The 17,764-nt window shown below is 39.2% G+C and carries 20 protein-coding genes; 4 read left to right on the forward strand and 16 right to left on the reverse strand.

Annotation, left to right across the window (positions count from 1 at the left end):
* Positions 1-117: 117 nt before the first annotated feature.
* A complete protein-coding gene (gene tpx / locus PTUN_RS11995) occupies positions 118-702 on the forward strand; it encodes a thiol peroxidase (protein ID WP_040643699.1) in 585 nt (194 codons plus the stop codon).
* Between the two features lie 65 nt (positions 703-767).
* Here tpx and adk read toward each other — a convergent pair whose 3' ends face one another.
* The 10 genes from adk to PTUN_RS12040 form a co-directional block, all read right to left on the reverse strand.
* Positions 768-1,412: an adenylate kinase gene (adk, locus tag PTUN_RS12000; protein WP_009837174.1), complete on the reverse strand. Its 645-nt coding sequence runs from the start codon at positions 1,410-1,412 to the stop codon at positions 768-770.
* A 174-nt stretch (positions 1,413-1,586) separates the two neighbouring features.
* Positions 1,587-3,500, reverse strand: a complete 1,914-nt coding sequence (htpG, locus tag PTUN_RS12005; protein ID WP_040643629.1) for a molecular chaperone HtpG — start codon at positions 3,498-3,500, stop codon at positions 1,587-1,589.
* Positions 3,501-3,656: 156 nt separating this feature from the next.
* On the reverse strand, positions 3,657-4,265 hold the full coding sequence (gene recR / locus PTUN_RS12010; RefSeq protein ID WP_009837176.1) for a recombination mediator RecR: 609 nt from the start codon (positions 4,263-4,265) through the stop codon (positions 3,657-3,659).
* Positions 4,266-4,275: 10 nt separating this feature from the next.
* Entirely contained in the window at positions 4,276-4,602 is a 327-nt protein-coding gene (locus PTUN_RS12015; protein ID WP_040643630.1) for a YbaB/EbfC family nucleoid-associated protein, read from the reverse strand.
* Between the two features lie 59 nt (positions 4,603-4,661).
* On the reverse strand, positions 4,662-7,124 hold the full coding sequence (gene dnaX, locus PTUN_RS12020) for a DNA polymerase III subunit gamma/tau (RefSeq protein WP_009837178.1): 2,463 nt from the start codon (positions 7,122-7,124) through the stop codon (positions 4,662-4,664).
* A 3-nt stretch (positions 7,125-7,127) separates the two neighbouring features.
* Positions 7,128-7,673 (reverse strand): adenine phosphoribosyltransferase, encoded by a 546-nt coding sequence (gene apt / locus PTUN_RS12025; protein ID WP_009837179.1) that lies wholly within the window; start codon positions 7,671-7,673, stop codon positions 7,128-7,130.
* 145 nt (positions 7,674-7,818) lie between these two features.
* Positions 7,819-7,944 carry a hypothetical protein gene (locus PTUN_RS22455; RefSeq protein ID WP_009837180.1) on the reverse strand — a complete coding sequence of 42 codons (126 nt, stop codon included), beginning with the start codon at positions 7,942-7,944 and terminating at the stop codon, positions 7,819-7,821.
* Between the two features lie 84 nt (positions 7,945-8,028).
* The gene (locus PTUN_RS12030) at positions 8,029-8,775 is read right to left on the reverse strand and encodes an HvfC family RiPP maturation protein (protein WP_009837181.1); all 747 of its coding nucleotides are present in this window, start codon (positions 8,773-8,775) and stop codon (positions 8,029-8,031) included.
* The gene (locus tag PTUN_RS12035; protein ID WP_009837182.1) at positions 8,772-9,614 is read right to left on the reverse strand and encodes an HvfB family MNIO-type RiPP peptide maturase; all 843 of its coding nucleotides are present in this window, start codon (positions 9,612-9,614) and stop codon (positions 8,772-8,774) included. Before PTUN_RS12035 ends, PTUN_RS12030 begins: the two co-directional genes overlap by 4 nt.
* A 70-nt stretch (positions 9,615-9,684) precedes the next feature.
* Positions 9,685-10,188 (reverse strand): HvfA family oxazolone/thioamide-modified RiPP metallophore, encoded by a 504-nt coding sequence (locus tag PTUN_RS12040; RefSeq protein ID WP_009837183.1) that lies wholly within the window; start codon positions 10,186-10,188, stop codon positions 9,685-9,687.
* Between the two features lie 269 nt (positions 10,189-10,457).
* On the opposite strand from PTUN_RS12040, the gene PTUN_RS12045 reads away from it, so the two are divergent.
* Entirely contained in the window at positions 10,458-11,414 is a 957-nt protein-coding gene (locus PTUN_RS12045) for a tRNA-dihydrouridine synthase (RefSeq protein ID WP_040643632.1), read from the forward strand.
* 73 nt (positions 11,415-11,487) lie between these two features.
* Positions 11,488-11,832: a TraR/DksA family transcriptional regulator gene (locus PTUN_RS12050; RefSeq protein ID WP_040643700.1), complete on the forward strand. Its 345-nt coding sequence runs from the start codon at positions 11,488-11,490 to the stop codon at positions 11,830-11,832.
* On the opposite strand, the gene PTUN_RS12055 is transcribed toward PTUN_RS12050, so the two are convergent.
* Entirely contained in the window at positions 11,822-12,955 is a 1,134-nt protein-coding gene (locus tag PTUN_RS12055; protein WP_009837186.1) for a hypothetical protein, read from the reverse strand. The genes PTUN_RS12050 and PTUN_RS12055 overlap by 11 nt on opposite strands.
* A 49-nt stretch (positions 12,956-13,004) precedes the next feature.
* Between PTUN_RS12055 and PTUN_RS12060 the strand changes: the two genes are divergently transcribed.
* On the forward strand, positions 13,005-13,499 hold the full coding sequence (locus PTUN_RS12060; protein ID WP_009837187.1) for a GGDEF domain-containing protein: 495 nt from the start codon (positions 13,005-13,007) through the stop codon (positions 13,497-13,499).
* Between the two features lie 52 nt (positions 13,500-13,551).
* On the opposite strand, the gene PTUN_RS12065 is transcribed toward PTUN_RS12060, so the two are convergent.
* From PTUN_RS12065 to PTUN_RS12085, 5 genes are read right to left on the reverse strand one after another with little or no spacing between them, the layout of a single operon-like run.
* The gene (locus PTUN_RS12065; protein ID WP_009837188.1) at positions 13,552-14,823 is read right to left on the reverse strand and encodes a tetratricopeptide repeat protein; all 1,272 of its coding nucleotides are present in this window, start codon (positions 14,821-14,823) and stop codon (positions 13,552-13,554) included.
* Positions 14,824-14,834: 11 nt separating this feature from the next.
* Entirely contained in the window at positions 14,835-15,458 is a 624-nt protein-coding gene (locus PTUN_RS12070; RefSeq protein ID WP_009837189.1) for an energy transducer TonB, read from the reverse strand.
* Positions 15,458-15,859, reverse strand: a complete 402-nt coding sequence (locus PTUN_RS12075) for an ExbD/TolR family protein (RefSeq protein WP_009837190.1) — start codon at positions 15,857-15,859, stop codon at positions 15,458-15,460. Before PTUN_RS12075 ends, PTUN_RS12070 begins: the two co-directional genes overlap by 1 nt.
* Positions 15,860-15,873: 14 nt before the next feature.
* Positions 15,874-16,398: a MotA/TolQ/ExbB proton channel family protein gene (locus PTUN_RS12080; RefSeq protein ID WP_009837191.1), complete on the reverse strand. Its 525-nt coding sequence runs from the start codon at positions 16,396-16,398 to the stop codon at positions 15,874-15,876.
* The gene (locus tag PTUN_RS12085) at positions 16,398-17,762 is read right to left on the reverse strand and encodes a MotA/TolQ/ExbB proton channel family protein (protein ID WP_009837192.1); all 1,365 of its coding nucleotides are present in this window, start codon (positions 17,760-17,762) and stop codon (positions 16,398-16,400) included. Before PTUN_RS12085 ends, PTUN_RS12080 begins: the two co-directional genes overlap by 1 nt.
* Positions 17,763-17,764 lie beyond the last annotated feature (2 nt).

Genomic DNA, 17,764 nt, shown 5'->3' on the forward strand with positions numbered 1-17,764 from the left:
TTGCACAAGATTTGAATTAATATCTGTTTTATTTAACATTACTATCGCTACTGTTGCGTTAAATAAATACACTAAGGTCTCAATACTCACTCTACAATTATAATTATGGAGCACCCAATGTTTAAAATTGCATTACTCTCATTAGCTTGCTGTTTTAGCATCTCGGCTTATGCAAACGACTATGCGGTCAATCAACTTGATCAAGGTAAAGTTGCAGCGGGTAACAAACCTGTAGTTTTATTGGGCAATGGAGTTAAAAAAGGTGATAAAGCACCTAACTTCAAAGTGGTTGATGATAATTTTATGCCTATTGAATTAACCCAATTTAAAAATAAAGCCGTATTAATTAGTGTTGTTCCAAGCTTAGATACCGGCATTTGTAGCTTACAAACGAAACATTTTAACGAAAAAGTAGCCGTTGAATTTCCAGAAATTGAAATGCTGACTATCAGCGCTGATTTGCCTTTTGCTCAAAAACGTTTTTGTAAATCTGAAAATATCGACAAACTCACCACATTATCAGATTCAGTGTGGCATGATTTTGGCCGCCAATACGGTTTAATTATTCAAGACATGGGCTTACTCAGCCGAGCGGTATTTATTCTCAATAAAAACCATACCATAGTGTATAAACAACTAGTACCAGTTTTATCAAAAGAGCCCGACTACCAACCTGTGGTTGAAATGTTAAAAACACTTTAGTAACTTTGGATAAAGTCTAGGCACAAAAAAACCCTCAGTTGAGGGTTTTTCTAACTAGGTTCAACTTACCCTAATAACTCAGCTAATTGGGCGCTTACCGCATCAACAGCTTGTGTACCATCTAATTTATGGTACTGAGTATTGCCCGCATCAGCTTCTGCCTGATAATAGCTGACAAGTGGCTTAGTTTGGTCATGGTAAATACCTAAACGTTTACGCACTGTTTCTTCAACATCATCATCACGAATGATCAAGTCTTCACCGGTTACATCATCTTTACCTTCAACTTTTGAAGGATTATAAACAACATGATAAACACGGCCTGAACCTGGGTGAACACGACGTCCAGCCATACGCTCAACAATCACTTCATCAGCAACATCAAATTCAATAACGTGATCAACAACAACGCCATTTTCTTTCATTGCATCTGCTTGTGGAATAGTGCGTGGGAAACCGTCTAACAAAAAGCCTTTTTCACAATCAGCTTTAGCAATACGCTCTTTAACAAGACCAATGATGATATCATCAGAAATCAATTGACCTGCATCCATCACTTTTTTGGCTTCTAAACCAAGTGGTGTGCCTTCTTTAATTGCAGCACGTAACATATCGCCCGTAGAAATCTGTGGAATCGAAAATTTTTCCATCAGAAATTGAGCTTGAGTACCTTTACCCGCACCTGGTGCGCCCAAAAGAATAATGCGCATTTCACTGTCCTCATGTGTCATCAATATTTAAGAGTCCGAATTCTTCCATAAGCGCTATGGATACTCAAGAGCATATAGCCAAAAGTTTTAGACTATTACGTACTTAATTAATGCTAAATACAAAAAAGGAGAGTTTTCACTCTCCTTTTCACTTTTAAACTTTAGTGCTTATGATTACTTACTTAAATCAAGCATTAATTTATTTAAACGACTTACAAAACCAGCAGGGTCTTTTAAGCTGCCGCGTTCTGCAAGCAATGCTTGATCGAGTAATACTTCAGACCACTGGGCAAATTTTTCTTCATCTTGCATCTGGTTTAAGTGCTGTACTAATTGATGATCAGGATTAAGCTCAAAAATCGGTAATGCTTCAGGTACTGCCTGACCTACTGAAGCCATTAACTTAGCCATTTGTGAGCTCATGTCATTTTCATCTGTAACTACACAGGCTGGAGAATCCGTTAAACGATGAGTGAATCGTACTTCTTTCACTTTACCAGTAAGGGCAGTATTCACTCGTTCAACTAAGCCTTCTACTGCTTTTTCAGCTTCTGCTTGCTCTTGTTTGGTTTGCTCATCATCTAAGCTACCTAAATCCAGATCGCCGCGTGTTACTGAGCGTAATTGTTTACCATCAAACTCGGTTAAATGGCTCATCATCCACTCATCTACACGATCGGATAACAATAATACTTCGATGCCCTTTTTACGGAAAATCTCTAAATGTGGTGAGTTTTTCGCTGCACCAAAACTATCGGCAACCACATAATAAATTTTATCTTGGCCTTCTTTCATACGCTCAATGTAATCAGTTAATGATACATTTTGTGTACTTTCATCACTAAGCGTTGAAGCAAAACGCAGTAATTTTGCAATATCTTCTTTATGGGCAAAATCTTCTGCTGGGCCTTCTTTCATTACTTGGCCAAACTCATTCCAAAATACTTGGTATTCTTCAGGGCGATTTTTACCCATACGATCAAGCATTTTTAAAACACGTGATGTACAACCTTTACGAATAGCTTGTGTTACTTTGTTATCTTGTAGAATTTCACGCGAGACATTCAGTGGTAAATCATTCGAATCAAGCAAACCTTTTACAAAGCGTAAATAACTAGGCATAAATTGCTCTGCGTCATCCATAATAAAGACACGCTGAACGTAGAGTTTTAAACCACTTTGGCGATCACGATTCCATAAATCAAACGGCGCTTTTTTCGGGATATATAATAAGCTGGTGTATTCTGTTTTACCCTCAACTTTATTGTGTGCCCACGTTAATGGCTCTTCCCAATCATGGCTTACGTGTTTATAAAATTCTTTGTATTCATCATCTGATAATTCTGATTTATCACGTGTCCAAAGCGCTGTGGCACGGTTAATTGCTTGCCACTGGCCTTCAGTTGCTACAATTTTTTCACCGTCTGGACCTTCTGATTCAGGCGTACCTTCTTCCCACATTTCAACCGGAATGGCGATGTGATCAGAATATTTTGTCACTATGCTTTTTAAACGGTAATCACTCGCAAATTCTTTTTCATCTTCACGTAGATGTAAAATAATTTCAGTACCACGGTCTTCTTTTCCAATTTCGGCTAGCGTGTATTCGCCTTCACCTTGTGAATGCCATTCAATCGCTTTTGCTTCACCCGCTTTACGAGTACGAACCGTTACCGAATCGGCAACGATAAATGCAGAATAAAAACCAACACCAAATTGACCAATTAACTGCGAGTCTTTTGCTTGATCGCCGGTTAAATTTTTAAAGAAATCAGCCGTGCCTGATTTTGCAATAGTACCCAGTGAGCTAATGACTTCTTCACGGGTCATACCAATACCATTATCAGATATTGTTACTGTGCCTTTTTCACTGTCGGCACTAATACGTACGCGAAGGTTTGCGTCACCTTGGTATAAGTTACCATCTGAAAGTGCTAAAAAACGTAACTTATCCGCGGCATCTGAAGCGTTAGACACTAATTCACGTAAGAATATTTCTTTATTTGAATAAAGTGAGTGGATCATTAGGTTTAATAGTTGTTTTACTTCGGTTTGAAAGCCTAATGTTTCTTTTTGAGCTGCTGTCATTGCGTTCTCCATTTAAAATGCGATAACCAAATTCTTCTGCTCATTGATATGGGGCTAGGCGTCGAAACTTCAAGGTTGGATAATAGAATTTTTTAAATACTAAAAACAAAAAACCAACCTCTAGGGTTGGTTTTTTAATTTTCAGCAAGAGTTGGCTTAATCAATTGCGACAGTTTTTCGACCATTAAACGCATGGGCCAAGGTTTTACCATCGACTAAATCAAGCTCGCCGCCAACAGGCACTCCATGAGCAATGCGAGAGGCTGCAATATGGTATTTTTGACACAACTCAGCAATAAAATGCGCAGTTGTTTCGCCTTCTACCGTTGGGTTAGTAGCTAAAATCACTTCAGTAATGTGGCCTTGTGAAAACTGGACCTCAAGCTCATCAAGCCCAATCTCTTTAGGCCCTATTCCATCTAATGGTGATAAATGTCCCATTAAAACAAAATAACGCCCGCTGTATTGCCCTGTTTGTTCAATCGCTAATACATCAGAGGGAGATTCCACTACACATAACAAACCTGAATCGATACGCTTAACGTTTTGGCATAACTCACACACAGGCTCTTCACAAAAAGTGCGACATGTTTGACAATGCCCTACTTTAGCCATTGCATTAGTAAGTGCTTGACCGAGTTGACGTCCGCCATCACGATCGCGTTCCAATAAATGAAATGCAATGCGTTGCGCTGATTTTGGCCCAATACCAGGTAAACAGCGTAAACTACTGATCAACTGAGTTAAACTTGCTGAAAGCTTCATAATTTACTCATTAAAATGGCATTTTGAAACCTGGTGGCATTTGCATTCCGCCAGTTACTTTTGCCATACGGTCTTTGCTTTGCTCTTCAACACGACGCACTGCATCATTTACTGCCGCAGCAAGTAAATCTTCAATCATGTCTTTGTCATCTTCCATTAAGCTATCATCTAGCTCAACACGGCGAACATTATGGTTACCTAACATAGTGACTTTCACCAGACCTGCGCCTGACTCACCAACAACTTCCATATTAGCAATTTCTTCTTGGGCTTTTTGCATGCGCTCTTGCATCATCTGCGCTTGCTTCATTAAGTTACCCATTCCACCTTTCATCATAATGCTGTTCTCTCTTTGTATGTTAAATCACGGCAAAAGATAATGACTTATTGAGTCGATTACAATGCCCGAATACTATTTTCATCAATTACGGCTGCAAAACGTCGCATAAACTGCTGCGTTACTGCATCATTTTCAATTACTTCTTTGGCGTGATACCAACGATTTGAATCTAACTGTTGCTGAATTTGATATGGCGTGCCAGTAACTGCATTAACAAATTCTATGCTTAGTGTTATGTCACGCGCCAACGCTAAGCTTAATGATTCTGTAAGCTTTTCACGCATTACTGCGCTGTCTAAGTGCTGTTGCTGCGCATCAACTTGTAAAGTAACATTTTGATCTTGTTGGCTAAACAAGCCATGCAACGCAAATTGTCTAATTCGGCCACCTAATTGCATTTGCTCAATTAAATTCGCCCACGCATCTTGTTGGTGAGCAAAACGAATATCTGTTAATGGGCTAACAAATCCTTCAGGAATTTCAATTACCTGAGTTTCAGCAACTTCCTCAACTTTAGGCTGTTCACTAATTTGAACTAATAATTCCGGCGCCAAATGCGCAGGATCCATCACATGGCTAGAACGTGGTGATTGCGGTTTTTCTACAGCAGCATAGGCAACCATTGCCTTATCTTCTCGTTCATCGTTAGGACGAATCTGCTGCTGCGATTGTGCGACTAGATTGCCTCTTTGTTGAGGCTCAGTCTTTTTTTCAGTATCACCTGGTGTATTAATTGAAGACAGTGGTAAGGAGCTACTCTCAGGCTTGACTAAACCATGACTCGAAATATTACGATTGCGTAAGATGGCAGCAATCGCGCTCTGAGCTCCGGATAACTGCTGCTCAACTAGTTGCGCACTCGTTGGTAAATCAGCTTGAGACTCTAGCGAGACTGTGTCAGTAACCAGATGATCTTCTGGTTGATTTATCTGTTGCATTAGCGCCGAATTATCAGGCACAGTATTCGCTTGATGAGCTAAGTCTGAATATTCTCGATACTCTTGCGCTTGAGTTAAAATCTCATCGTATTGCTGGTGCCAAGCATCCTGAGATTGCTCAGGCTCTGTCGATTCTAATGAGTTATTTAACGCAACTGCATCTAATGGCACAGCTGAAACAGCTGATTGAGAAATTAAAGGTTCACTCGCATTTTCAACAACCGCTAACTCAGGCGTTTGCACTTTATCCGCTGCAACAGCTGGGTGTTCAACAACACTCTCAACCGAAGCAGTTGGTACTGGGCTATTATTTTGTGTAGTTTGTGTAGTTTGTGCAGTTTGTGCAGTTTGTGCAGTTTGTGCAGTTTGTGCAGTTTGTGCAGTTAATTTATCACCTGATGCTTGACCTGCGAGCATTTGACGAATATTGCTCATCGCTTTATTTGATGATGGCAAAGCACTTGGCATGACTGTGCTGATGGTATTGCTAGCTGAAAAATGAGGTTCAAAAGCCAAAAGTCGTAACAAGACCATTTCTAAACCGAGCTTTTCGTCTGGCGCCCACTGTAAATCTTTTTTACCACCAAGTAACAGTTGGTAATACACCTGTACTTGCTCTGGCGATAAACTTTTGCTCATAGCATCGATAAAATCAGCTTCATCTTCATTAAATGCTGCTGCACTTGGCACTAATTGGGTTAATAACAATAAATGTGTCAGGCTTAATAAATCATCAAGTACCGATTTGGCATTCGCATTTTGTTTTACTAAATCTGCCACAAGCGAGAGTAACTCTGCGCCATCTTTATCAACTATGCTTACCAACAAGCGTTTTGCCCAAGAAGCATCCATGAGGCCAAGCATACTTTTTACTTGGGATTCATTCACTTGCCCGTTTGTTTGTGCAATTGCCTGATCGGTCAAACTGAGCGCATCACGCATACTACCATCAGCCGCTTTAGCCAATAATGCTAAACTAGCGACTTCAAAATGAATCTGCTCTTCAGTTAATACAAAACTAAGTTGCTGCTCAATTTGGGGGCGGCTTAATGCACTTAAATTGAACTGTAAACAACGAGATAAAATAGTAACCGGTAATTTTTGTGGATCAGTCGTCGCCAGCAAAAACTTAACGTGCTCTGGCGGCTCTTCAAGCGTTTTTAATAATGCGTTAAAGCTGTGCTTTGACAACATGTGCACTTCATCGATGAGATACACTTTATAGCGACCACGTGTCGGTGCATATTGCACGTTATCAAGAATTTCGCGGGTATCTTCAACTTTGGTGCGTGAAGCGGCATCAATTTCAAGAAGGTCAATATAACGACCTGCTTCAATATCAAGACAAGCACTACATTGACCACACGGTGTTGCGGTAATTCCTAATTCACAGTTTAAACTTTTAGCAAAGATCCTTGCTATGGTGGTTTTACCCACTCCACGAGTGCCAGTAAAAAGATAAGCATGGTGTAACCTTTGCTGCGTAAGTGCATTCACTAACGCTTGTTTAACATGCTCTTGACCCACTAATTGATGAAAATTTTGTGGCCGCCATTTTCGTGCAAGGACCTGATAGCTCATGGCTTATTCGCCTTCAAACTCGACTAATTTTAGAATATTGATGCCTAACTTTTCTAGGCGTTGCTCACCACCTAACTCAGGTAACGACACAACAAACGCCGCATCAGATGCATGACCACCTAAGCGTTCTACCAATTTAATTGTGGCTTCTATCGTACCACCCGTCGCTAATAAGTCATCAACTAATAATACTTTATCGCCTTGTGAAATCGCATCGGTATGGATTTCGAGCACATCTTCGCCATATTCTAATTGGTACGCTTGGCTAATGACTTCACGTGGTAATTTACCTGGTTTACGTACCGGAATAAAAGGAATTCCCAGTGCAATAGCAAGCGGAGCACCAAAAATAAACCCTCGCGATTCAGTGCCAATAATTTTATCAAAACCTTGCGCCTGATAAGCTGCAACAAAAGCATCAATAACAGCTTTAAATGCCACAGGATCGGCAATTAAGCTCGTTACATCACGGAACATAATTCCGGCTTTAGGATAATTAGGCACGGTAGCAATACTGGCCTTAATATAGTCAAGGGTTGACTGTGTCATAATTTTTCTCACTCTTTTATAAAGGGCAATTATACAAGTTTTCACTCAAAAACGAATGCCTAGCTTTCTTATCAACATAAAAAAAGGCCGCCAAAGCAGCCTATTTCAAAGTATTTATGCAGTATTCAAATAAAATGAATATTAATTATACCGATAATACTTTAAACCAACCTAAAATTGCATTTAAACAGCCAACACCAGCAAATACAACCAAAAATGCTAAAAAGTATTTGATGTTAAATGGATCTTTAAATTCACCTTTATGTGCCATTTTACTACCTCTAAATTAAACACGACAACGACCGCGCAATGATAGTGCAAGCTTCATGGTTAATAAAGTCACAATCGTAATTTTCTAACGGGTAACAACAATTTTACACCCAAGTAACTGCGTAAGTATTTGTTTTGCACCTGTTTGAATCACATTAATGGGCAATTGTGTGGCTTGAGATGCTAATTGCTCACATAAATCAGTAAAACCGATACCAGGCTGTTGTTGTAATTGTTGCAGCAGTAAGGCAGTCATGACGTTAATTGCTAAAAATTGGATTTCATCATCACCATCTCGATACACTACAATATAGTTGCCTTGTGCTACAGGCTCAGGATCATTGTTTTGCGCGCTGATAAATTGCACTGGATATTGATAACTTAAATTCCACGCTAAATGGCTTAAATATAAAGGGTGAGTGTCAATTTGTTCGCCTGATAAAGGTCGTTCACTCTCATCTGCAGCTTCTATCGATAAGGCCAATTCAACCCATTCATAATGGGCTAATTCAATTAAAAAAACCGGATCAGAAGGTAGCAGCTGATACTCTTGACTTAAAAAGTCTAAAAACTCTTGCGCGATATGCAAAAAATATGGCGACTCACATTGATGTGTACTAAAAAAAGCACGCACTAATTGGTGCCACTCTGGCGTGCTATAAAGCGACTTTAACACTGGAAATCCCGATGCTAAAAAACCTTCAACATTATTAAAAAATAATTCGCGATAAATATTTAACCTGCGGTCTTCAATGCCCTCAGGCGCCGGTTGATGTTCAGGGTTACGAATATGTGCCATAAATTGCTGCTGAATTAATTTAAAATTCGTCATAATAAGCACTCTTGGCGCAAATATTTTGCTTGAATAGTACGAATTCGCTCAACCTCTTGCAATAACTCATCACACGGCGGTAAATTAAAGTCACGTTCTAATAAAGTCGGAAAGACGCCGTGAAATTGATATGCCTTCTCTAATAACTGCCAAACTGGTTCAATTACATCATCACCATGTGTATCAATAATTAAATCTGCAGCCTCGTTGTAATGCCCTGCTATGTGGCCATATACAATGCGGTTTGACGGTAGTGCTTTTAAAAATTGCTCCGCGTCATAACCATGATTAATTGAGTTCACATAAATATTATTTACATCAAGTAATAAATGACAATCTGCTTGCTCGAGTACTCGATTAGTAAATTCAATTTCAGATAAAACCTGTCCGGGGGCGGCATAATATGACACGTTTTCTATTGCTATTTTTTGTTCAAGAATATCTTGTACTTGGCAAATACGCCCTGCAACATAATCGGCTGATTGTTTGGTAAACGGGATAGGCATTAAATCGTACATATGGCCATTACCCGAGCAGTAACTCAAATGTTCGCTGTACAACTTAATTGAATGGGTTTTAAAAAAATCTTTTAGCTGGTAAATAAATTCAATATCAAGTGGATCAGGAGAACCTAATGAAAGTGATAAACCATGGCATACAAAATTATATTCGTCAGTAAGTTTTTTAAATTGCTTTGCAAATTTACCACCAAGCACTAACCAGTTTTCTGGCGCTACTTCTAAAAAGTCAGGACGATTAACATTCAGGCTTAACATATCATCAAGCATCTCTCGTCTTAAGCCTAAACCGGCATGGCCAAAATGACAATTTTTTAACACAGGCGCTCCTTTTTAAAGCCATAAAAACAAATGGTCAGCAATGCTGACCAATTTTAATTTACTTAAGAGCTTAGTTCATGCCACCGCATTTACCTTCACCGCATTTGCCTTCTTTATGAGCTTTTTTGGCATCTGCAGCTTTACCTTCGCCACACTTGCCCTCTTTAGCTGCTTTTTTATCACCGCCGCATTTACCTTCGCCGCACTTACCTTCTTTATGGGCTTTTTTAGCATCAGCAGCTTTACCTTCACCACATTTGCCTTCTTTAGCTACTTTTTTATCGCCACCGCATTTACCTTCGCCACACTTGCCTTCTTTATGAGCTTTTTTAGCTTCAGCAGATTTATTCTCACCACATTTACCTTCGCCGCATTTACCTTCTTTTTCAGCTTTTTTATTCTCACCGCACTTACCTTCACCACATTTACCTTCAGCAGCATCAAGTTGGTAACCGCTTACCATTGCGTTCATTTCAAATGGGTTAGCATTAACATTAAGTGAGCTTAATGCTGACGCACCAATTACAACCGCTCCAATAGTTAAAGCTACTGAGTTCTTTTTTAAATTTTTCATAGGGTTCTCTCTTGTTGTTAATACATGCATTATGAATCTGACTAATGAATAAGACCTGAATCTAAATATTTATATTTCAAATAAAATTAATTATTTAACTCAATTAGCATTAACACTATGTTATTAAATATTAATTTTTTCAAATTAATTCTAATCGCCTTGCTCAGAATTAAATATTGACCAATAAAAAACGACTACCTCTATCTGTTACTGGCATAGTCGCAAGGCTTGGGTATAATGCGCCAAATTTATTTGCCTTATCTAATTAAATGAAACTAATACTTGCTCCGATGGAAGGAGTTGTCGATTTTCAAATGCGCCAGTTATTAACTGATCTAGGCGGATTTGACTTATGTGTCACAGAATTTATTCGCGTCGTCGACCAGCTCTTACCTCCTAGAGTATTCTATCGCTACTGCGCTGAGCTCAATCAAGCCGGATTGACGCGCTCTGGCACACCGGTACGAATTCAATTATTAGGTCAAGACCCAGATTGGTTAAGTGAAAATGCTGTGCGCGCTGTTGAACTTGGCTCTCATGGTGTCGATTTAAATTTTGGCTGCCCAGCCAAAGCGGTCATGAAAAATAAAGGTGGCGCAGTACTTCTTAAAGAGCCTGAAGTAATTTATCAAATTGTAAAGGCTGTAAGAGATGCGGTGCCAGCTCATCATGAAGTCACAGCCAAAGTACGCTTAGGCTTTGACGATGATAGTTTAAGCCAAGAGATATTTGATGCTGTTGTCAGTGCAAAGGCATCAAGTATTGCAATTCATGCACGAACTAAAAAAGATGGCTATCGCCCACCCGCTTATTGGGAAAAAATAAAGCCTCTCAAAAACAGTTCAAATCTAAAAACCATCGCTAACGGCGAAGTTTGGTCGGTAGAAGATTACACTTTGTGCAAAATCAGAAGTGGCTGTGATGATGTAATGCTCGGCCGTGGTGCATTAGCTCAGCCAGATTTAGCTAAACAAATCAAAATGCATAATCAAGATGAGACTTATCAACCTTTGCAGTGGAATAAATTACTCCAACATATATTAGCGTCGGGTATGCACAGTTGTGGCGACCAGAATACACAGTACTTTGCTTCTCGCACTAAACAATGGTTAGCGTATTTGAAACTTAAGTATCAAGGGGCTCACCTTCTATTTGAAGAGATAAAACCCTTACACGACAATCAACACGTATTGGATATTGTGAAGAAACACGCTAACTCACTTTGAGTTGATTCAAATCATACCAGCTCAGCCATAGGCCAACCTATAATCTTGTCATTAAATACAGGAGATGTTGCCAATGGCTGCCAGATTAAATGCATTCAAAGATAGATTGAACCATGAGCTAATTGAGTTACAGAATTTATTGCTTAAGCAACTCACTGATTCTGATACAGCAATAGAGCAACAGCTTGCAGTTCACTTAAAATCAAGCTCAAACGAAAATTGGGTCGAACTGCTTGAACATAAAGTCTCGCCCCATTTTAATGAACTTATCGCCAAACTTAACCGAATCGAAGCTGCATTATGCCAATTTGATATCGGTCAGTTTGGTTACTGCGCAGATTGTGAAGAAATAATTGAATTAGCTCGGTTAGAAAACGATCCAACCGAGCAACGCTGCGCATCTTGCGCTAAAAAGTAACTGAGCTATTTAAGGCAAATGGACTTAGTAACACTCCAGGGTAAAGTACTGTGTATTCAATTATTTTATCTGCACTGATACTGTCTAAACCAAGTTGTGTTTGCAGCACATTACGGGCATGTTGTTGTGTCCAAACTTGATAATGAATGCCTATGTCTACTTGCGCCAACACAGCTGCAACAAAATGCAATTGTGGCGTGACTTTGGATTGTTCGCTTTGACTAAGCGTCGATACTATATCAACGTAAGAGTGACGCCAATCTAGCCCTTTCGAACGCGAAGTAATTGGAAATAACTCTAAAAACCAATTATTTAATAATCTATCATCGTGGAAAATTTTAGCTGGCAATGTGCCTTTTGGTAACACTGTGATCCCTAAAGCAGATAATGTTTGAGTCGTTGCATTAAACCACTGCGCGGGTGATTTAACTGTATTTCCATAATAATTTAATTTGGCTTGATACCAGCTTGCGCCATTAGGCTGCTGAGATAATGCAAGCGAGTTTCGAGCGCGGTAATTTGATAAATAATCAGCAAAACCTTCAAGTGATTGGATAAGAGCAACATTAACGGCTGTTGGATTAATGAAAGCCCGCTTAAACTGACTAATTGACTGTTTTATCTCATATTGCAAACGATGCAAGTGGATTTTATCCAAAATTAACTTTTCATCATAACGTTGCATTAGTGTTTTTTGAGCGAGCAATATCCATTGTGTAAGTTCAACCTGTTCAGTTTCTGCGACTGAAAGTTCAGCATTACGTTCTCTCAATGTTAGCCAGTTCGAAATAACTGCTGCATACGGTGGCCACATAAAAAATCGCTCCGCAAAGCGCTCTTCAATAATCAAGTAATCAAGCTGGTCGGCAGAGTAATTATTGACCCCTTGTTTTTTTAGTTGCTGATATAGTTCATGACGTTTAGTTAAATATGCTTGAGAAAACGGATAGCTTATTACATCTTGCTGTTGACCATATTTTTCCAACAAAGCATTATTTTGTTGAAGTTGTTCAATCAAGTTATCTTCATTCGGATTCGGATTCGGATTCGGAGTTTTATTATCACTACAGCCTGTGACAATAAGCAGTAATAAAATCAATAATACAGGAGTAAATTTTTGCAAGATAATCTAACCTTATAGATGAGTAGTATTATTTGGGTGTGAATTAATTATGATTTTTTCTTTTCAAAATGCATCTTTTAAAGATCCAGAAACTGGATTATACAATCAGGCCTACTTTATGGAAGTATTTGTCCGTGAATGGCATCGTTTAATTCGAGATCAAGATTCGTTAACAATTATGTTTTTAAACCCCCATGTAAACCTAAAAGATGAACAGCAAAAAACTCAATTCATTGAACTTGCCAATATCGTTCGTAATCAAACGTTACGAAGTACCGATATAGTATGTCGCTTTAATGAATCGTTTTTTGCACTTGGTCTTTTTGGTTTAGACAACAATGGTACCGACATTATTATTAACCGAATAAAGTCTGCGCTTCACAATAAATTTACTGGTCTGAATATGAATTATGGGGCAATCAATCTTGCTCCAGACAATTCTTTTAATGTTGAAAATATTTTTGAGCAAACGGCCCTGACTTTAAAAGCTGCTGAGGATGAGGGTATTAACTGTTATAAAATTAAAACCATTACTCACCATTAGTATTTTTTTAGCTATAAAAAAAGCCCCTTTCGGGGCTTTTTTAATTCAACATTTAAATTTTAACGCCTTTGCGAGCGGCTTTATCTTTGATAAAACCAGCCCAACCTTTGGCATATTTAGCTGTTGCAGGATCTTCCATCGCTTTTAAGATAGCAGTATGTGCTTGCTTATATTTTTCCTGATAGAAATACGCTTCCGCTAAATCAGTATAAATATTGCCAAGTTTAGTTGAACCAAGCTCAAGTGCTTTATTAAGTGCTACTACAGCCTGAGGGAATTTCTCAGTTTGAAGCAACAAAGCACCGGCTTTACGATACAACTCTGCATCATTATCAATCGCCGCAGCTTCTTGATAATACTTAACCGCTTTTGGGAACTCTTTAGACTGATGATAATAGCTACCTAAAGCCTGAAGATTAGTTTTATTAGGTTTTACTTTTTCTTCTTTTAATGCCTTTTCAAGCGTTACAGCTGCTTTGTAAGGAATATCATTTAAAGAATATAAGTTAGATAAAACACGATAATCAGTTTCAGTTTCTAAATAACCATTTTTATAGGCGATGTCCATTACAGAAAGACCTTTTGGAAAGTCCTCAACCTGCATATAGAAACGACCTAAGTTAGTCCAAGATTTTGGTTGATCTGGCCATGTTTTTAACACTTCTTCAGATACTTTCACCGCACTTTTAAAATCTTTTAAATCGACGTAAGAAGCGATTTTAAGATCAAAAGCACCTTTATTTGGTGTTTTATCTTTCAGAAGATCAATGGCGCGATCAGCAGGGGCTATAACTTGCTTAAATTCTTTTAACTCATATGAAGACTGAGCTAAACGAAGATAAACATTAGCATCCTCTTCCCCGGTATAGTCCATCCAAGCAAGATAGATTTCTTTTGCTTCTTTATACTTTTTATTATTTAAGTACAAATCACCAAGTAAACGCATCGCCTGAGCATGGTCTTTAAAGTTTAGTGCGTTAGCATCTACAGCTTTTTTGATGTGTTTGACAGCTAAGTCATGTTTATCAATTTGGACATTCATTTGTCCAAGATAATAATCAACCATCGCACCATCAAAACTATCTGAAGTTGTAATCTCATTTAAAATTGCAAGTGCACCAGGTACATCTTGTGGTTCTGCTTGAAATAACTCAAATGCTTTAGATACTTTCTTACCAACTCGCTCACCCATGATTTGCGTCTTAGCTTTTTTACGCTTTTCAATTTCTGCGTAATCAGGCTTAGCCATCACTGCGGTTGCAGTGAAACCAGCACCAAGAGTCATAAGAAGTGCAAGAGCTGTTACTTTAGATAAGTTTTTCATTCCATTCCTCCTTAGTTGTTTTGTTCTTGGTTCAGTTTAAAATCAAGTTGAACTTGAAGACCAGTTTGTTTAATTGGCTTACCATCAACAATCTTTGACTTGTATTTCCATTTCGAAAGTGCACGTTTTGCTTCACGATCGAAAAGGCGTTTTGGTTCTGCATCGATAACTTCGATATCAACAACCCCACCAAGCTCATCAATTGAGAATGAAAGCTGTACCCAACCCTCTTTACCATCTCGAGCAGCTTGTGGCGGATACTTTGGTTCAATTCGAACGATAGGTGTTGCATCACCGTCGCGACCAAAAGCACCTGGGCCACTTAACCCACCGCTCATACCCCCAGTATTAATGGTAGGCATATTAAATGTTAAACCACCCACATTTGGGTTGCTATTTTCCGGCTGAGGCGGCTGCGGTTTAGGCGGCTGCTTCGGCGGTGGAGGCGGCGGAGGCGGAACACGCTTACGCTCCTGCACCTTGGATTCAGGTGGATTCGTCATAATTTCGACTATGATTTGCTCTTGGTCATTTTGGGCACGATCCGCTCCACCGGAGATAAGATATGCCATAAAAAAGAACAAGCCGAAAGTAACTGCCCCACCTGCTAAAAGTGAAAACAGAAAACGAATCATCACTGATCTCCAGCTATTGATATTCTTAAGTCACCAGTTGCTTTGATTGCGTCCATTACTTTAACAACAACACCATGTTTCGCTTCTTTATCCGCTTGGATAATTACAACGTCTGTAGGTTGTTCTGCAAGTAAACTTTCAATCTTAGCAGCAACACGTTCAACGTCGACTTGCTGCTTATCAATCCAAACTTCCCCATTGCTACGAACAGCAATAAAGATGTTTGCATTTTTCTGCTTGCTAGCCTGAGCTGCTTTTGGTTTGTTGACTTCAATACCCGCTTCTTTAACGAATGAAGTCGTAACGATGAAGAAAATCAGCATGATAAATACGATGTCAAGCATCGGTGTCATATCTACTGCTGCGTCTTCGTCTTCACGGAAACGTTGTTTACGTGCCATATTAAACTCTCTCTCTAGTGATGAGGCAGACTATCTACTAGTTTTGCTTTAGCCACTTTTGCCTTAGCTTCAAGACGTGTACTAAAGAAAACACCAGACAGTGCCGCAACCATTCCAGCCATTGTTGGGATAGTAGCCATTGAAATACCAGCTGCCATTAAACGTGCGTTACCTGTACCTTGGTTTGCCATTGTTTCGAAAACAGCGATCATACCCGTTACAGTTCCTAGCAAGCCAATTAATGGACAGATAGCAACTAATGTTTTTATCAACAACATACGCTGATTTAATTTTTCAGCCGCGTCAGAAATCCATGCATCACGGATTCTGTGTGCATACCAGGATGTTGTATCCTGGCGGGCGTCCCAACTTGCAACAATACTGTTTCTCATACGAGGAAACTCTGCAGTTAAGAACCAATAACGCTCAATCATTAATACCCACATAAGAAAGAGTGCTATTGCGACCACATAAAGAACTTGGCCGCCTGTTGCCACAAAATCCCTGACAGATTCCCAAAGCTCTATCAGGAATAGCATTAGGCTTTCTCCTTCTCCGCGTGAGCGGCGATGATACCTGCACTTTGCTCTTCAAGTACGTGAACAATTGACTTGCTACGACCATGAACAACAGCGTGTAATAAAATTAATGGTAATGCAGCGATCAAACCTAGAGCCGTTGTTACAAGCGCCATAGAGATTGAACCAGCCATGATCTTAGGATCACCAGTACCAAATAATGTGATTTGTTGGAACGTATCGATCATACCAACAACAGTACCCAATAGACCTAATAACGGTGCGATAGCAGCGAAGATCTTGATGATATTGATACCAGCTTCAATACGTGGTGTTTCACGTAAAATTGCTTCGTCTAGTTTAAGCTCTAGATTTTCAACATCTTGGTTTTTGTTGTCATGGTAAACTTTAAGAATACGGCCCAATGGGTTATTTGTATTCGGCGTACCAGCGTTTTTAAGTTGAGACTTCATTTTGCTTGATACTAATGAAAGGTCAATTAAACGCACTAGTGCGATAATGAAACCAATTACTAATAATACAGCAATGATGTAACCTACTTCACCACCTTGGTGGAAACGATCTTCTGGTGTCGCTTTTTGCGTATTAAGACGCAAAATTGAACCACGAGTTGGATCTAAGTAGAAACCTACATAGCTACCAGGAGCTGCTTTACGTAAAGCGTTTGCACTGTCTGTTACGAATGCATCTGGTTGACGACCTAAAGGCTGTACTTGCTTAGTTTCTGGATGATAAATTAAATATCCATCTTCACTTACTAAGTTGAACGTACCGATACGTGTTACTGATTTAACACTTGTCGCGCCATCTAACTGAGCAACTTCAACATCAAAAGTAGCAACTTTTGCTGATTCAGTCATTTCAGTTTGTAAACCAATCCATAGCTCTTCAAGTTCACGAGTAGTAGGAAGCTCTTTAGCCGCAGCTAATGAACGCAATACTTCTTCACGATTTGGGAATTGAGCACTTACTACAGATGCTTCGATTGAACCAATAGTCTCTGATGCAGCACGGCGAACAACACCGAACATCTCACCTAAAGTACCTTTAGCTGTTTCAAGTTCTTGCTCTTTAGAAGCTAATGTTAATTCGTTTTGAGCATATTGCTTTTTAAGCTGCTCACCACGTGCTTTTTCAGCAGCAAGGTCACGTTTAGCATTGTTTAATAGGGCTTGTTTATCAGAGCGTGCAGATAAAAACTCTTGCTCACGTTGCTGATTAATTTTGCCTTCAGAAATACGGTCTTTCTTAACTTGCTCTAGGATTTGATCTAAAGCAACTGTGTTCGCATGAGCGTTTAACGCAACACCTGCAGAAACAGATAGCACTGCCGCAACAGCAAAACCTTTAAAAAGTTTCTTCATTA

This window comes from Pseudoalteromonas tunicata, from assembly GCF_002310815.1.
Taxonomy (GTDB): Bacteria; Pseudomonadota; Gammaproteobacteria; order Enterobacterales; family Alteromonadaceae; genus Pseudoalteromonas; species Pseudoalteromonas tunicata.

Bases quoted from the DNA above. Each gene is read 5' to 3' on its own strand.
- tpx (WP_040643699.1), top strand. From the start codon at position 118: ATGTTTAAAATTGCATTACTCTCATTAGCTTGCTGTTTTAGCATCTCG.
- adk (WP_009837174.1), bottom strand. From the start codon at position 1,412: ATGCGCATTATTCTTTTGGGCGCACCAGGTGCGGGTAAAGGTACTCAA.
- htpG (WP_040643629.1), bottom strand. From the start codon at position 3,500: ATGACAGCAGCTCAAAAAGAAACATTAGGCTTTCAAACCGAAGTAAAA.
- recR (WP_009837176.1), bottom strand. From the start codon at position 4,265: ATGAAGCTTTCAGCAAGTTTAACTCAGTTGATCAGTAGTTTACGCTGT.
- PTUN_RS12015 (WP_040643630.1), bottom strand. From the start codon at position 4,602: ATGATGAAAGGTGGAATGGGTAACTTAATGAAGCAAGCGCAGATGATG.
- dnaX (WP_009837178.1), bottom strand. From the start codon at position 7,124: ATGAGCTATCAGGTCCTTGCACGAAAATGGCGGCCACAAAATTTTCAT.
- apt (WP_009837179.1), bottom strand. From the start codon at position 7,673: ATGACACAGTCAACCCTTGACTATATTAAGGCCAGTATTGCTACCGTG.
- PTUN_RS22455 (WP_009837180.1), bottom strand. From the start codon at position 7,944: ATGGCACATAAAGGTGAATTTAAAGATCCATTTAACATCAAATACTTT.
- PTUN_RS12030 (WP_009837181.1), bottom strand. From the start codon at position 8,775: ATGACGAATTTTAAATTAATTCAGCAGCAATTTATGGCACATATTCGT.
- PTUN_RS12040 (WP_009837183.1), bottom strand. From the start codon at position 10,188: ATGAAAAATTTAAAAAAGAACTCAGTAGCTTTAACTATTGGAGCGGTT.
- PTUN_RS12045 (WP_040643632.1), top strand. From the start codon at position 10,458: ATGAAACTAATACTTGCTCCGATGGAAGGAGTTGTCGATTTTCAAATG.
- PTUN_RS12050 (WP_040643700.1), top strand. From the start codon at position 11,488: ATGGCTGCCAGATTAAATGCATTCAAAGATAGATTGAACCATGAGCTA.
- PTUN_RS12060 (WP_009837187.1), top strand. From the start codon at position 13,005: ATGATTTTTTCTTTTCAAAATGCATCTTTTAAAGATCCAGAAACTGGA.
- PTUN_RS12065 (WP_009837188.1), bottom strand. From the start codon at position 14,823: ATGAAAAACTTATCTAAAGTAACAGCTCTTGCACTTCTTATGACTCTT.
- PTUN_RS12070 (WP_009837189.1), bottom strand. From the start codon at position 15,458: ATGATTCGTTTTCTGTTTTCACTTTTAGCAGGTGGGGCAGTTACTTTC.
- PTUN_RS12075 (WP_009837190.1), bottom strand. From the start codon at position 15,859: ATGGCACGTAAACAACGTTTCCGTGAAGACGAAGACGCAGCAGTAGAT.
- PTUN_RS12080 (WP_009837191.1), bottom strand. From the start codon at position 16,398: ATGCTATTCCTGATAGAGCTTTGGGAATCTGTCAGGGATTTTGTGGCA.
- PTUN_RS12085 (WP_009837192.1), bottom strand. From the start codon at position 17,762: ATGAAGAAACTTTTTAAAGGTTTTGCTGTTGCGGCAGTGCTATCTGTT.